Annotated in this window: 12 protein-coding genes and 1 riboswitch; all 12 genes read right to left on the reverse strand. The window is 29.5% G+C overall.

Annotation, left to right across the window (positions count from 1 at the left end; all coding sequences use genetic code 11):
• Positions 1-110: 110 nt before the first annotated feature.
• Positions 111-2,879 carry a SpaA isopeptide-forming pilin-related protein gene (locus FGQ49_RS10375; RefSeq protein ID WP_171020633.1) on the reverse strand — a complete coding sequence of 923 codons (2,769 nt, stop codon included), beginning with the start codon at positions 2,877-2,879 and terminating at the stop codon, positions 111-113.
• Positions 2,880-2,943: 64 nt separating this feature from the next.
• The gene (locus FGQ49_RS07145; RefSeq protein WP_138269184.1) at positions 2,944-3,528 is read right to left on the reverse strand and encodes a hypothetical protein; all 585 of its coding nucleotides are present in this window, start codon (positions 3,526-3,528) and stop codon (positions 2,944-2,946) included.
• A 140-nt stretch (positions 3,529-3,668) separates the two neighbouring features.
• Complete coding sequence (locus FGQ49_RS07150) at positions 3,669-4,604, reverse strand: ParB/RepB/Spo0J family partition protein (RefSeq protein WP_138269185.1); 936 nt, start codon at positions 4,602-4,604, stop codon at positions 3,669-3,671.
• Positions 4,561-5,391 carry a ParA family protein gene (locus tag FGQ49_RS07155; protein WP_138269186.1) on the reverse strand — a complete coding sequence of 277 codons (831 nt, stop codon included), beginning with the start codon at positions 5,389-5,391 and terminating at the stop codon, positions 4,561-4,563. Before FGQ49_RS07155 ends, FGQ49_RS07150 begins: the two co-directional genes overlap by 44 nt.
• 373 nt (positions 5,392-5,764) lie before the next feature.
• Complete coding sequence (gene rlmD / locus FGQ49_RS07160) at positions 5,765-7,126, reverse strand: 23S rRNA (uracil(1939)-C(5))-methyltransferase RlmD (protein WP_138269187.1); 1,362 nt, start codon at positions 7,124-7,126, stop codon at positions 5,765-5,767.
• A gap of 75 nt (positions 7,127-7,201) precedes the next feature.
• Positions 7,202-7,621, reverse strand: a complete 420-nt coding sequence (locus tag FGQ49_RS07165; protein ID WP_171020634.1) for a YjdF family protein — start codon at positions 7,619-7,621, stop codon at positions 7,202-7,204.
• A 178-nt stretch (positions 7,622-7,799) separates the two neighbouring features.
• Entirely contained in the window at positions 7,800-8,486 is a 687-nt protein-coding gene (locus tag FGQ49_RS07170; RefSeq protein ID WP_138269189.1) for an amino acid ABC transporter ATP-binding protein, read from the reverse strand.
• A gap of 11 nt (positions 8,487-8,497) precedes the next feature.
• The gene (locus FGQ49_RS07175; RefSeq protein WP_138269190.1) at positions 8,498-9,148 is read right to left on the reverse strand and encodes an amino acid ABC transporter permease; all 651 of its coding nucleotides are present in this window, start codon (positions 9,146-9,148) and stop codon (positions 8,498-8,500) included.
• Positions 9,149-9,179: 31 nt separating this feature from the next.
• The gene (locus FGQ49_RS07180; RefSeq protein WP_138269191.1) at positions 9,180-9,989 is read right to left on the reverse strand and encodes an amino acid ABC transporter substrate-binding protein; all 810 of its coding nucleotides are present in this window, start codon (positions 9,987-9,989) and stop codon (positions 9,180-9,182) included.
• A gap of 163 nt (positions 9,990-10,152) precedes the next feature.
• Positions 10,153-13,083: a glucosaminidase domain-containing protein gene (locus FGQ49_RS07185; RefSeq protein ID WP_138269192.1), complete on the reverse strand. Its 2,931-nt coding sequence runs from the start codon at positions 13,081-13,083 to the stop codon at positions 10,153-10,155.
• Between the two features lie 481 nt (positions 13,084-13,564).
• Positions 13,565-15,175: a Na+/H+ antiporter NhaC family protein gene (locus FGQ49_RS07190; RefSeq protein ID WP_138269193.1), complete on the reverse strand. Its 1,611-nt coding sequence runs from the start codon at positions 15,173-15,175 to the stop codon at positions 13,565-13,567.
• A gap of 98 nt (positions 15,176-15,273) precedes the next feature.
• Positions 15,274-15,440, reverse strand: a riboswitch (Lysine riboswitch).
• Between the two features lie 80 nt (positions 15,441-15,520).
• On the reverse strand, positions 15,521-16,003 hold the full coding sequence (locus FGQ49_RS07195) for a GNAT family N-acetyltransferase (protein WP_138269194.1): 483 nt from the start codon (positions 16,001-16,003) through the stop codon (positions 15,521-15,523).
• Position 16,004: the final 1 nt, after the last annotated feature.

Raw genomic sequence — 16,004 nt, forward strand, 5'->3', positions numbered from 1 at the left:
AATTATCTGACCTTATATCAAAATATATTTTTCCAATTATTACACCTAAACCCAATAAGATAAGTAAAGAGCCAACTATTAAAAGTTGACTCTTTTTATCTTTGTTCTTATTATTTTCTTTTCTTTTTAACATAATAAGCAACAACTCCTATTCCACTTATAATTAAAATTCCTCCAATTAGTTCAATAATATGATAATCATTTATTCCTGTATTAGGAACTTCTACTACTACTTTTTCATTTTCCATAGTTGCTTTAACGATTTCTCCATCTTCTCTTATTTCAAAATACATTCTTTCTTCATTAAGAATATATCCTTCAGGTGCTTCCTTTTCTAAAATATAGTAACGACCATATCTCATATCTTTAACAATTATCATACCTTGTTCATTTGTTCTTCCTGAAAATACTAATTCATCTTTATCGTTATAGATTTCAATTAAAGTATTAGGTAGAGGAGTTCCAGTAGATAAATCAATTTTCGTAAATTCTAGAGTTCCTGTAATTGGCTTATTTTTCATTTCTGCTTTTACTACTTCACCATTTTCTTTTATTTCAAAAGATACTTTTTCATCTGTAATTAAATAGCCTGTCGCACTTTCTTTCTCTAAAATATAATATTTTTTACCTGCTACTAAATTTTTAATAATTATCATACCTTGTTCATCAGTTGTTCCTGTAAAAATTAGTTCGTTTGTATCTTCTGTATAAACTTCAATAGTTGTGTTTGGAATAGGTTCTCCATTAACTAAATCAGTTTTTGTAAACTCTAAATCGCCTTTTTTTAATTCATTCTTTAATTGTAAAGTTTCTGACACAATAGCAGTTTTATTGTCTATTTCAGTTAATTCAACAAAATGTTCTGTTGTATCTATAACATAATTATCTAATGTTTTAGTTTCTTTTATTAAATACTTTCCAAGATAAAGATCTGTAAATATTGCTATGCCATCTTCTCCTGTTTCAATAGATTTAATAAATTCACCTTTTTTATAATGGGTTACTCCATCTAATGTTGTAATATCTTCGTTAGCGTAAATTGAAAATTCTACACCACTTAATTTAACATCTTTGTAAGTAAATTTTCCATTTTCAATAGTAAATGCTTCTCCTGTTTTTTCAATTACAACTTCACCCATTATTTTATCATTAGCAAATTCTATTTCTATATATTTACCATATTCATCATCTTCAATAATTGAACTATTTTCATCAATTCTAAAAATAACACCATCTTGATTTAATAAATATCCATCAGGACTTGTTAATTCTTCAATTTTATAAGTTCCACTCATTAAAGGATAAGGAGTGATAAATACACCATTTTCATCTGTTTTAAATTCACATATTTCCTCTTTGTTTGGATATGTTACTTTTTGACATACATATTCATCTGTATCAACATTTTTAATTTTAAATGTTACATTTTGAAATGGTATAACTTTTCCAGATTCTGAATCTGTTTTTACTAATTTTAATTTTGCAGTAATTGGGGCATTTGATAATGAATATCTTATGGTTTGTGGTGAATTTCCATTAACAACTATTTTAAAATCCTTAACTTTTTCGTGACCTTCTGTTGTGTTCAACTGTTTTACTGTATAAGTTCCATATACAAGATTTATTTTTGAATATCCTTGTTCATCAGTCTTAACAGTTGTAACGTGATTCCCCTTACTATCATAAATACCAAACTCTATTCCAACTTCTGGTTTTAGAATTCCAGTTTCTGCACTTGCATAATATTTATTTATTTCTACATCTCTTTTGATAATTTGTTCATAGACATTTATAGATGGGTGTAAATCATCAACTGTAATTTCAAAATAATATTTATTTGTATCTAATTCATACCCTGTGCTTGGACTAATTTCTTTCAAATAAAAAGTTCCAATATCGGGTAAAATTGGACTGGTAACTTTTCCCTCACTATTAGTTGTTACCTTTTCAACTAACTCATCATTTAGATTATAAATTCCATATACTGCTCCCTCTAAAGTAGCCTCTACACCTTGTGGCTCATTTGTTTGAGTGTCATTATCATTTTTATTTACTGTCACGTCTCCACCTTTTGTGTCAATTTTAACAGAAGCAACTACTGGATCTGAAAATCTAAAATAACCCATTTTTTGTGAATTAACTCCATTACCTGTATATACTATAGTTGTATAATTATCATAATGTTTTCTTACAACATTTAATGTTTGAACTCCTACTTTTAAGGGTGTTACATAAATATTATTACCTTCTATTCTTACTGATAAATTATCAGAACTATACACTTCATATTCGCTTAAAACATTGTTTGAATCTGTGATTTTAATTTCTTTTCCTATTATTGCATCTTGTGTAGTTCCATTAAAACTTGGCTTATTATAATGAGTATTTACTAATCTCATAATTTCATTTTTTTCTGCATCAATATTAATATAATCTCCCCAACCAGAGGCTTCAGTCCAAAACTCTACAATTTGTCCTCCTGTTGTTTCCCAAATCAATGCTTGTGCTGCCATTCTATATCTTAATGTTTGATGACCAGGATAATCGTATCCATAATGACCAATCAATTCAATTTTTTTACTTATTTCAGCACTATATGGTGATGCTTGAAGACCATCATACCCTAAATAACTTGTAGTAGTTATATCAACTCCTGGCTCTATACAATAAACAGTTTTTCCATCCATTGTATAAGTTTCGTATTGTGCAGACATATAAGGTTTGCCACCACCACGTCTTGTATAATATACATCTGGAACTTTTGGATGAGATAAAGTTCCACTTGTAGCAGCATTAACTATTGTTGGAATAGCAAATGCGAATACTTCAAATAAGGTCAGTGCAATCAATAACACTGATACTATTTTTTTCTTTTTCATTCTTATCATATCCTTTCTAAAAATTAAAAAAACAACCTTTTACGGTTGCTTTTATCAAAATAAATTATTCCATTGGATTTGTATAATCAATATGCAACTTATAACCTAAAACTTTGCCTTTATAAATTACCTCTTGACAACTAAATCCTAAAATATTAACTGTGTCCGAAAATGCCTTTTCAAAACCTGCTTTTTGACATTCCTCATAAGTAGCATATTCAACTTGTTTTTTTAACTTTTCTAATTCTTCATCTATCAGTGGAGGTTGTTCTTCTTTAGGCACCTCTATTGTTGTAGATTCTTGTTTTTCTTCTTGAACTTGATTTTTTTCATCATTTTGTTCTGTTTTAACAGGTTGGTTACTTTCATTTTTTTGAATATTAGAATTTTTTTCTTGTGTATTTTCTTGAATAGTTTCATTACTTTCACCAGTATTTTCCTCTATTTCATCAATGATTTCACTTGTTTCTGTTTCGTGCTCTTTTTTAACATTCTTTTCATCATCAAGTTCCTGATTTTCTTCTACTACAACATCGTTTACTGTGTCTTTCTTTTCTGCTTTTTCAATAAAATTGTTGAAAAGAAGAAATATTCCAACACTACTCAAAATAAGAATTATACTGACTGAAAAAAGTATTTTCTTGCCCATATCTATCACTCCTTTAGTGATATTATAATCTAAACTTTTTAATCTTGCACTTCTACAATTTTCTTTCAGTTAGTAAATAACAGTTAGTAATATATACTAGGGTGGATTGTAAGGAGGGATTTGTGGAATACAAACTCCCATTATCTTGCATCCATAGACTTTTGTCTTTGCAAGTGTTTGTTATAAAATTCAATCGCATTCACAACATAATCTTCAATTTTTTTATCTTCAATGTTTTTTGGGAGTACACTTCTTATTCTGTTTTCATTGAATTTCATTTTGGGAACCTGATTAGGCTTATCTTCTGACATTATACTATCAATAGTTTCTTCTGTAAGTTTTCCATCTTGACTTAATTTTTTCATTTTAATTGCCTGTGCGTGAGATGGAGTGCAACTATTGTAGTCTATGCAATCCAACAAAAAGTATTGTTCTTCTTTTGTTAGATAAGACAATTCTATTGCAGGAAGAAAAGCAATATCTTTATTATCTACTTTATCAAGTAATTCTGGTACTAATTCAGTTAGCCTAATATATCTTTGAACTTGTCTGCCACTTTCATTATACTCTTTACCTACTTCATCAGCAGTAGTCAACTTCTCGACAGCCTGTCGAGAAGTTAAATCATTTCTTTTTCCTTGATGACTAAGTGCTTCTAATTTCATTTTGTATGCAAAGGCTTTTTCACTAGGTAAAATTTCTTCTCTTTGAATATTGCTATCTACCATTATAATAGTTGCTTCATCATCTGTTAATTCTCTTACTATACAAGGTAAGGTATCTTTATTGGCTAATTCACTTGCCCTTTTTCTTCTATGTCCAGAAATCATTTCATATCTTCCATTAGGCTTTGGTCTTACTAAAGCAGGAACAAGAACTTTATTTTCTTTAATGCTATCTCGCATTTTTTCCATATCTTCATTGTCTATAACCTTAAATGGATGATTTGGAAAATCGTCAATATCTGTAATTTTTATATCAACAACTTTTTCTAAACTAGCAATATTTCTTTCTTCTTCTGTCGTAAAAAGGTCATCTAACTTTGGTAGTGGCATTTTTGATAGGCTCTTTGCCATCGTTAAGCACCTCCTTTGCGAATGAAGAATATGCTTCTGCTACTAATCCATTTTTATCATAAGAGAAAATGCTTTCTCCTTGTGAAGTAGATTCAGCAGTTTTAATAGCACGAGGTATTTGAGTTTTATATAACTTTAACATACTCCCATAATTCTCTGTTATCTGTTTTTCTATTTCTTTTGAAAGATTAGTTCTTCTATCAACTAATGTTAATAATGCTCCATCAATTTTTAGTGTAGGGTTTATTTGTCTTCTTACTTTGTTTATTATTTTAAACAAATCAGTCATTCCCCTTAATGCAAAATACTGACTTTGAACTGGAATAAGAACACTATCTGCACTTGCGAGAGCATTTATAGTAAGCATTCCTAAACTTGGCTGACAATCTAAAAGTATATAATCATAATCATTTCTTACAACAGATAAACAATTTCTTAAAGTATATTCTCTACTCATAGCATAGGCTAATGAATTCTCTAACGCAGACAGATTTAAACTAGAAGGAATTAAATCTACATTTTCTTTATGGTGCAATATACATTCTTTTGTTTTAATTTCATCATCATTCATTGATTGCTCCATTAAGTCTGATAAAGTGTATTTTAATTCATCTGAGTTGTACCAACCTGCATAGGTCGTTAAATTACTCTGTGGATCAACATCTACTAACAAGACTTTTTTCCCCTGTTTTGCTAATGCTACTCCAAGATTAAAAGTAGTAGTTGTTTTACCAACGCCACCTTTTTGATTTGTGATAGCAATTACCTTGCACTTACTTTCTTGCATATATTCTCCTCCTTTCTTTTAAATTTAGCCATTCTACAATTAAGCAAAATGGCTATGTATTCCATCTCTGGCACAAAAAAAGAACTGATTCCTCTAATCAGTTCAATATGTTTAATATGTTATTTTATAATATGATTAATAAGTAGTATATCTACCAAATCTTTGGATAATAAATTTTTAATAATAAAGTTATATAAATAAAACTATAAAATAGTTAAAATTAAGATTTAATCCTTGTAACATATCTAAAGGATTTAATCTTGAAACTAGTATGTGGAAACATATTACATACATACAACCCTATTTTTACAAGTTCAAAAATTTTTACTTTTTTCACTTTTTTGAATTTTTTTTATTTTCAAAACTCCTTATTTTACTGGGCTTTTCGACTTAGCACTGACACACATTCAACGTGCCCTGTCTGAGGGAACATATCAACAGCTCTAACCTTCTTAACTTCATACCCTGCTTCAATAAAGAAAGGTAAATCCCTAATTAGAGAAGTTGCCTTACAACTTACATAAACAAACTTCTTAGGTTTAAAAGAGATTATTTTGTCTATTGCCTTTGAGTGAATTCCCGCACGTGGTGGGTCAAGAATGATAAGATCTGATTCTACATCAATTTTATCAACTTCCTCTAAAACATCACCGCATATAAATTTACAATTATATATTCCGTTTAATTTTGCATTTACCTTTGCGGCTTCAATTGCTTCAGCAACGATTTCAATCCCGTAAACTTCCTTAGCTTTGTCACTTAAAATTTGAGTTATTGTACCTGTACCGCAGTAAAGGTCAAGTATTACATCGCATTTATCTTCACCGATAAAGTCTTTTACAACACTATATAATTTTTCGCTGCCAAGAGTATTTGTTTGGAAGAATGAAAATGCAGAAATTTTAAAATCAAGTCCCAAGCATTTTTCCATTATATAATCTCTGCCATAAACAATATTTATTTCATCAGCTAAAACAGCATCTGAAAAAGAATCGTTTATAGTATGCATTATTCCTACAATCTCTCCCTTTAAATCCAAGTTTAAAAGAATATCTTTATATTCATTTGTATCGATTTTATCCTGTGACGTAGTAACTAAATTTACAAGTATTTCTCCAGTATATGATGCTTTTCTTATTACTAAATGTCTTAAAGTTCCTTCTTTAGAGAATTTATTGTAATGTTTTATATTTTTTTGAGTAAAATAATTTAAAGTGTTAAATAATATTTTTCTGTAATCTTCATCAACAATAAGACAATTTTCTGTTGAAACTATATTATGATGTTTCCCTTTTTCATGCATTCCAAGACACAACGGTCCATCCTTTTCCATATCACCAAAAGAAAACTCCATTTTATTTCTGTATTCTGTCTCTTTTGGAGATGCAATAATAGGAAGAAACTCTTCGTATTCTATACCTGCCTTATCAAAAAGTCCTCTTACATAATTTTCTTTTAATTCAAGTTGCTTTTCATAAGAAATATTTTGGAAAGAACATCCTCCGCATATTCCAAACTTTTCGCACATAGGCTCAATTTCATAATCAGCCTTCTTAATTATTCTGTTAATATTTCCTTCGGCTCTGTTTTTTCTTACTTTCTTTATGAATACTTCCGCAACCTGTCCGGCAAGTCCTCCTTTTACAAGAACCTTTTTATCTTCATAATACCCCATGGATTTTTCCATTGATACATTTTCTGTTATGTTAAGTTCAATTATATCTTTCTTTTTCATATATACCTCTTTTATTTCAATTTAACATCTTTATTTTACATTATAAGACGTAAAATGTAAAATAAAAAACACAGGTTATTTACCCCTGTGTTTTTCTTTCTTCTTTCTTTGTTTCATAGAGAAAAGTTCCTTTTGTCTTTGTCTTGCTTCTAACTTCATATTTTTCTTTACATTAGTTTTTCTTGATTCATATTGTTTCTTTAGAAGCTCTTGTGATTTTGTGGAAATACTTCTCCCATTCATTTCTTTACTAATCATTCTCTTAATTCTTTTAGGATTAGTTACTTGTTTTATATTACTTTCAAAATTTTGAGCCTGATAAAATTTTAATTTAGAATAATGAAAATTATAAAATTCATAAATTTCATTATCAGTAGGCTCTTTCCCAAATGTAATTTTACAAATTTCAAAAGTCTTATTAAAACGTCTTTCCACTACTCCCACATAAAACGGACTTTCAAAATATACCGTAAGTTTTACCCTTACTTCATCCAAAGAAATCCCTCCTTTTGTTTATTAAACAAAGAACGGACAACCAAGGAGGCAGGTTACTTATAACTATAGTTATGCCCGGACTACCAACCGCGCTGTGTTTTTATCTTTGCAAATTTTATATTATACTTATATATTTTACTTGTCAACAAAAAAAGAGGTGTTTTATCACCTCTTTAAATTATTCAGCTTTCAATTTACCAAGAAAAGCTTTCATTCTTTTATTTTCAGAGCTAAATACTTCTTCAGGAGTCCCCTGTTCTTCAATATAACCATTATCCATAAATATTATGTAATCAGCAACTTTCCTTGCAAAATCCATTTCGTGAGTTACAATGACCATTGTCATATGTTCACTTGCAAGGTCTTTTATTACCTTAAGTATTTCTCCTGTAAGTTCAGGATCAAGTGCAGAAGTAGGTTCATCAAAGAATAATATGTCAGGGTTCATTGCAAGAGCTCTTGCAATTGAAACTCTTTGTTGCTGTCCACCGGATAGTTCGCAAGGATATGCATTTTCTTTATCCTCAAGCCCCATCTTCTTTAAAAGCTCTCTTGCTTCTTTATAAACTTCTTGTTTATTTCTTTTTTGTACTTTAATAGGTGCGTTTGTTATGTTTTTCATAACTGAGTGATGAGGGAATAAATTAAAACTTTGAAATACAAGTCCAAATGTCCCATCATATGAAATTGTACCGCTGTCTTCTTTTTCAAGATTTGTGGCACATCTAAGTAATGTGGATTTACCAGACCCCGAAGGTCCAATTATACAAAGAACTTCTCCTTTATCAACACTTAGAGAAATATCTTTTAAAACTTCAACACCATTAAAACTCTTTTTTAAATTTTTAATTTCAAGTAAACTCATGATATTTCTCCTTATCTATAATAGCTTAATTTCTTTTCAATATATTCCATTACAAAAGCAACAACAAAGTTAAATATATAATAGAAAATTCCTGCTGCTATAAATGCCGCAACTGAAGATTGAGCTGCTGCAATTTGTTTTGCAACTGTAAACATTTCCGGTATTGCTATTACAAATGATAATGAAGTATCTTTTACAAGAGTAATAACTTCATTCGTTGTTGCAGGAAGAATTCTTTTTATTACCTGAGGGAAAATAATAATAAAGAAAGTTTGAACTTTATTATATCCTAGAAGTTTAGCAGCTTCATACTGTCCGTCTGGCATAGATTCTATACCCCCTCTGTAAATTTCCGCAAAATATGCGGCGTAATTTATCGCAAAACCTATTAGTACCGCAACCATTCTATAACTGCTGGAAATCTGCATACCAAATATATAATAAGGTCCCCAAAATACAACCATTAATTGAAGCATTAAAGGTGTTCCTCTCATTATTGATATGTATATTTTAAATAACCATCTAATTGGTGTTATTTTTGACATTCGTCCAAAAGCTATAATTAAACCCAAAGGAAGAGAAAAAATCAAAGTTAGGACAAATATCTCAATAGAGGTTATCATCCCACTGCTTAATTCACTAAACATTGTTCCTAAATCCATACAGTCATACTCCTAATAATTTTAATCTATGTTATTTACCGATACAAAGTGAACCAGGTACACCGAAATCAGCATATTTTTCTGCTATTTTATCTATAGTACCATCTTTTGCCATTTCATCTAATGTTGCTTGAACTTTATCTCTAAGTCCTGTATTGCCTTTTTTAAATCCAACTGCGTATTGTTCAGAAGAAATAATTTCATCTAAAATAATAAATTCAGATGCTTTTCCTCTTGAGTTAATTTGATAATTTGCTACGCCAATATCCATTGCTATTGCGTCACAAGCACCTGCTTCTAAATCCATAAAAGCAGAATTATAGTCTGCAACTTCTGTAAGTGTTGCAAAAGTTGCTGCTAAATCTTTTTGATCTCCTTGTAATGCTGCTAAAGCTGAAGAATCTTTTTGTGTTTCAACTGTTTTACCTTTTAGTCCAGCAAAATCAGTAATTCCTGAGCTTTTTGAAACAACAACTACTTGTTTATTATCTATATAAGGTTCAGTCCAAGTATAATCATCTTCACGACCATTCATTGTAAAACCATTCCAAATACAATCTATTGTTCCAGAATCAATTTCCATATCTTTTGAATCCCAATCAACAGGTTGTTTTACAAGTGTCCAACCATTTCTATCACAAACTTCTTGTGCTAAATCCAAGTCAAAACCTACATAATTTCCATCAGAATCTTTATATCCATAAGGTGGAAATTCTGCATCAAAACCTACAACAAAAGTATTTTCATCATTTGTTACTTCTGATTCCTTGCTTCCACAACCTGTTAAAGTCATGCCCGCAACTAAAATCAAAGCAAGTAATACTACTAATTTTTTCTTCATAATAAGTACCCCTTTAAATTTTTATTACTATATAAAAATAGTTATTTTATTCTACCATAATTTCAGATTATTTGCAATATTCAAACAATTTATATTGCAATATAAAAAAGAACAAGAAGGATTAATCCAACTTGTTCTTTTTATTTTTTTCACTTATTTCTTATTAGTTTAATTTATTCTTCTTAATTAATACAAAACTTATTGTTAAAGAAGCAATAGCTGAAAGAACAAATAATGAAGTCCATAAAGCTATATTATTTTCATCAGCTGTATTAACTGTTTCAACACTTCTGCTTTGAGCATTATTATCACTACTTTGACTTTGTGAAGCTATAGCAGAATCTTCTGATTTACCTACTTCTACATTACTTTTATCACCTGATGAACCGTTATTATCATTATTATTTGTTATAGCATTATCACCCTTATTATCGTTATCGTTTGTATTGTTAGCATCATCTTTTGGATCATCTGTTGTAGACGTACTATTGTTATTATTATTTGCATCGTTTAATGCAATAACATAAGGAGAGAATCCATCAACATCTATTTTTACTTGACCATCTTCTACTTTAGCTTTAAATGTTTCTGTAAATACTACGCCATCAACTTCAGCAAAATGAAGTACTACAACCTCTTCATTATTGTATTTTTCATCTACATTAAAACCAAGTGAAACACTTTGTCCTTCTTCTAATTCATTACTTAAAGAAATATCATATACACCTAAAATTGTATTATTTTCTACTCCTGCAGTTAATTGATCATAATGACTATCTTGTTCGTTAATTTCTTCAACTAATAATTTTGTATCTGTAGGTAAAACACCATTAACAAATATACCTGTATTTTTATCTTCAAGTTGTTGTTCTATAACTTCAACTTTATTATCTTCATTACCATTATTAGATGAACCGTCTGTATTTCCTTGATTATCACCTTCTTCAGGTTTTGTAACATCTCCGCCATCACCTGATTGATCTCCATTGTCAGGATCAGTCACAGATGAACCTGAGTCATTACCGCCTTGAGATGTATTATCATCTTTATCTGGATTAGTAACATCAGTATTATCATTATCTTCTTTCACAACAACATTAACTGTTGCAGTTGCATTCTTTGTTGTATCAACAGTTGAAACGGCTTTAACTGTTATTGTTTTAGCAGTTTCATCTGAAGCAATTTTTAATAAACCTGTAGAACTTATTTTTGTATCAGAGCTTTTTTGTCCGCTTATACTCCATTTTACTGTTTGAGCAGGACTTCCAGTTCCTGTTACAGAAACACCAAAAGTTTTACTACTTCCTTGCTCTAAATCAATAGTTGTTGGATTAATAGCAACTTTACTTACAGTTACAGGGTCTTTTACTGTTATTTTTTGAGTAACATTTTTTGTAACCCCGTTATATGTATAGCTAATTGTTACACTTGTTGTTCCTGTTTTTAATGAAGATGTTGAATATTTTACACTTTTTGTAACATCACTTGTAGTTCCATCACTAAATTTTGCTTTAACAACCATTCCCGTTGAATCAAATGTTTCCCCTGCTGTATATGTTGTTTTCTTTGGAGCAGTTGAAATTGAAATAGAAGATAATGATTTGCTTACCGCTACATCACTTCCTTTATTAACAATAGTTACATAATCAGAAGAAATATAAGCATACATACTGTCAAAATCATATTTACCGTTACTGCTTATAGCTGTTCTACCAGAATTTAAGGCAGGTTCACTTTGAATTTTGTAGAATGAATTTGTAGCTTTTGAATTTAAAATTAAAACAGCATAATTTGAATATGTATCAGTATTATATAATACTTTACCTGATGTGCTTGCACTGTTTCTTACATTAACACTATTATGATTTGTATTGATAGTATCTTTTATACCAATAGTATATTTTCCTTCATCTTTTCTTCCGCCGTTTTTATCAAGAGTATATGCCATATTTGCAGCTTTTTCACCCCAATATGGGTCAGAAGCATAGCTCACGTTAATACCGCTTCCTTTATTACCTAAAAATCCACCTTTCATTCTCCAATCATTTGGATTAAGATAACCTTTTGACATATAAGATTCAGTAAACTGTTTTATACATTCATCAATACTTGCATATGTACTAGCACTTGTTCCAGGAGAACTATCCACAGCATTTAAACCAAATAAGTTATTTTTATTTTTACAAATCGAACTTGTACCCCATGCACTTTCATTTCCGGCTACTCCGATAGCCAACAATGCATTTACACCATATGTATTTTGATATTTTAAAAATGTACTTGCTGTACTTTTCATCTTTGAAGAAGATGAAGTATAATCACTTATTTTTGCATTTAACAATGAATTTAATGAACTTGAACTGTATGATGTTTCACTTCTTAAAGGAAGGTATTGGAAGTAATTATAGTATGGATTACTTTTATTTACAGAATTTGTACGAACACCCTTAGTATAATCAGTAAGCATAGTACTATAACTTGTATAGAAATAATGTCCATCATAACTATAATAAGTTGTTCCGCTCTTTAAATATGATGGTGCAGCACCATTATCCAAAGATGTAGCATGTCCAGGTGTGGTCATGTCACATGTAATGTAGTGAATTAATCTTCCACCTGATACTTTATAACAACTTGATGATTTTGCACTTGAAAAATTAATAACTTGTACATCGTCTTCATCTACCCAGCCAACAACACCTGAAAGCATAAATTTAACTTTACCGTTGCTTGTTCCAAGATATGCAGCATCAGCTCCATAAGCACCATTAGTATAACCTGAAACACCCGTTCCAACTTCAGTATAGTTAGTTACGGCGTTACCTTTTGTTCTAAAATTTACAATTTTTACAGATGTACTTTTTGCACTAAAAGTTGAAATCCCGTTACTTTCAACTTTACCGCTATCATCGTCTTCAACATTATAAACATCCCCATCAGTATCTACACCTGTAGCCTGATCAAGTTTTGTTTGGTTTTCGTCTTCTAATCCCGAAGCAGCATTTACAACACTGAAATTTTGAAAACTAAAAACCATTAATAAACATAAAATTGTTAAAATAAAAGTTCCTAAATTTTTTCTTATTTTTGTCACGGTCGTACCCCCTTTAAAGCTTAATCCTCTTTAGACAATAATCTACAATAAATATATCATTATTTCCATTTTTTTTCAATTAAAAGTTACATAATACACACAAATTTCACATAAAAAAATAACTATATACTATATATTGTACATATATTACATACAAACACAACCATAAATATAGTTATTACATTTTTATATATTGTTTGTAACATTATTTTTATATAAAATATTTGTTATATATAAAAATAATGCAAAAACCTCCTTACTTTTTAGTCATTTTAAAAGATATATAACTTTATATTTTGTAAAATTTTTATTGCATTAAAACTTACTATTCGTTAAATATTAATATATGTATACTATCACCTACCCTATCTTACTATCTGAAATATCATATAAGCTTATATATATTTCAAACATATAATTATTTTTAAATAAAAAAAAGCATCATTAAATGATGCTTTTTTTTGTATTTGAAATATTTTTATTATTTATTTTTAGTTATATTCTTTATAGCATATAAAACAGCTACCATTAGTACTATACCAATAGGAAGTGATACCCATGCTGTTTGAACAAAACCTGCAATAATGTATGTTACAAAAGATACGGCTGCTACAGTCATAGCATAAGGAAGCTGAGTCGATACATGATTGACATGATCACATCTGGCACCAGCTGAAGACATAATTGTCGTATCGGAAATAGGAGAACAATGGTCTCCACATACAGCACCGGCCATACAAGCCGAAATTGATATAATCATAAGTTGAGGATTTGAATTAGCAAATACAGAAACTACTATAGGAATAAGTATACCAAACGTTCCCCAAGATGTACCCGTTGCAAAAGATAAAAAACATCCAACCAAAAATATGATTGCCGGCAAAAAGTTCATTAAAGAAGCTGCGTTATTTTGCATCATACCTCCAACAAATTCAGCAGCTCCCAAACTATCTGTCATAGCTTTCAATGTCCAAGCAAAAGTCAAAATCAAAATAGCAGGAACCATAGCTTTAAACCCTTCTGGAATACAATCCATACATTCATTGAATTTCAAAACTTTTCTTGCAACATATAAAATAACAGTTATAAACAAAGCAAATATACTACCTATAGATAATCCCACAGATGCATCACTGTTTGAAAAGGCTTCTATAAATCCTGCTCCGGAAAACAAACCGCCAGTATAAACCATTCCAATAATACAACATATTATAAGAGAAATTATAGGAATAATTAAATCAATTACTTTACCATTTTCATTTACTTCTGTTGTTTCTTCTTCTACAAAACCTGCATTTAAAATTGAATGTAAATCTCCTTTTGAAGCGTTTTCTTCATGCTTTTTCATTGGACCATAATCAAATTTGAGTAAAACCAAAGAAATCATCATTGTAATTGTCAAAAATGCATAAAAGTTAAAAGGAATTGCCTGAATAAATACAGAAAACCCATCTTCCCCCGGAACAAATCCAGTCACAGCAGCAGCCCATGAAGATATAGGAGCAATAATACAAACAGGAGCTGCCGTAGCATCTATAAGATAAGCAAGCTTTGCTCTTGATACTTTATGTTTATCTGTTATTGGTCTCATAACGCTACCAACAGTCAAACAATTAAAATAATCATCTATAAAAATTAATACACCTAATAAAATCGTTGCTAGTTGAGCACCTGCACGTGTTTTTATTTTTTTACTTGCCCAGTTACCAAAAGCAGCAGAACCGCCTGCTTTATTCATTAAGGCAACCATTCCTCCAAGAACAACAAGGAAAATTAAAATACCTACATTGTAACTGTCTGAAAGAACAGCAATAATACCATCATTTAATACATGAGTTACAGTTCCTTCAAAACTACCTGCAGCATAAAAAATACCGCCAAAAACAATACCTATAAATAATGAACTGTAAACTTCTTTTGTAATAAGTGCAAGAACAATAGCAATAATTGGAGGAACTAAAGACCAGAAAGTTGCATACATAGCTGGTTTAGCTGCTTCAGTTGTTTCTGCACCTAAGATTGGGAATACTAACATTAAAATAAGCATAAAGCTAGCAATACCCGTCATTAATTTCTTCTTTGAAATTTTCATCGTACACCCCTTCAATGTATTTAAATTATGTAAATAAAGACAAATAAAAAAGCCTTAAATGACATCACTTTAGGACGCATTCATGGCAAAATAAATTTACTGTCGATAGCGCTCCACAATCGTGACAGTATATTACATATTATGTAATATACCAGAATATAAATTATTTGGGTAATATATATTCTTCGGCAGTATCCCCTTTCCTTTATATAAGTCCCAAAATATAATATAAAGTACTGATGAACACCGCACCTCTATCATTTTATATTTACCTTTCTTTTTTACCATTTTTACATAATATTGTCAAGTTTTATTTAATATATGACAAATTTATCAAAAAATTTTTTACTTTTCGCTTAACATTATATAGTCATCTTTATTTTCCTTATAAATTTTAAACCCATATTTCAAGTATAAATCTTTTGCATAATTATCTTTACTTACAGATAAGGATACACTATCATACATTGGTTTTAAATTTAGTAAAAATATTTTTAATAAATTTTCTCCAATACCTTTATTTCTGTAATTTTTTTCTACAGACATACATAATTCAGGAATCTCTTTCGAAACATATCCATATCCATGTATATTATCATCAAACAATATGCTCCAAATCATAGCAATAATTTTTCCTTTATGTTCACATACATAACAAATATCTTTATTTAATTTGAAATTCTCATAATATATTTTAATATTTGGATCTTTTAAAATATCTTTTGAAATTGTAATATTATTTCCAACATAAATTGCATAATAAGTAAAATCTTTCAAAAAATATATCTCATTACCTTTTATTTTTCTTATTTTATAGTCTTCATTCATA

The organism is Anaerofustis stercorihominis (assembly GCF_005844425.1).
Lineage (GTDB): Bacteria > Bacillota > Clostridia > Eubacteriales > Anaerofustaceae > Anaerofustis > Anaerofustis butyriciformans.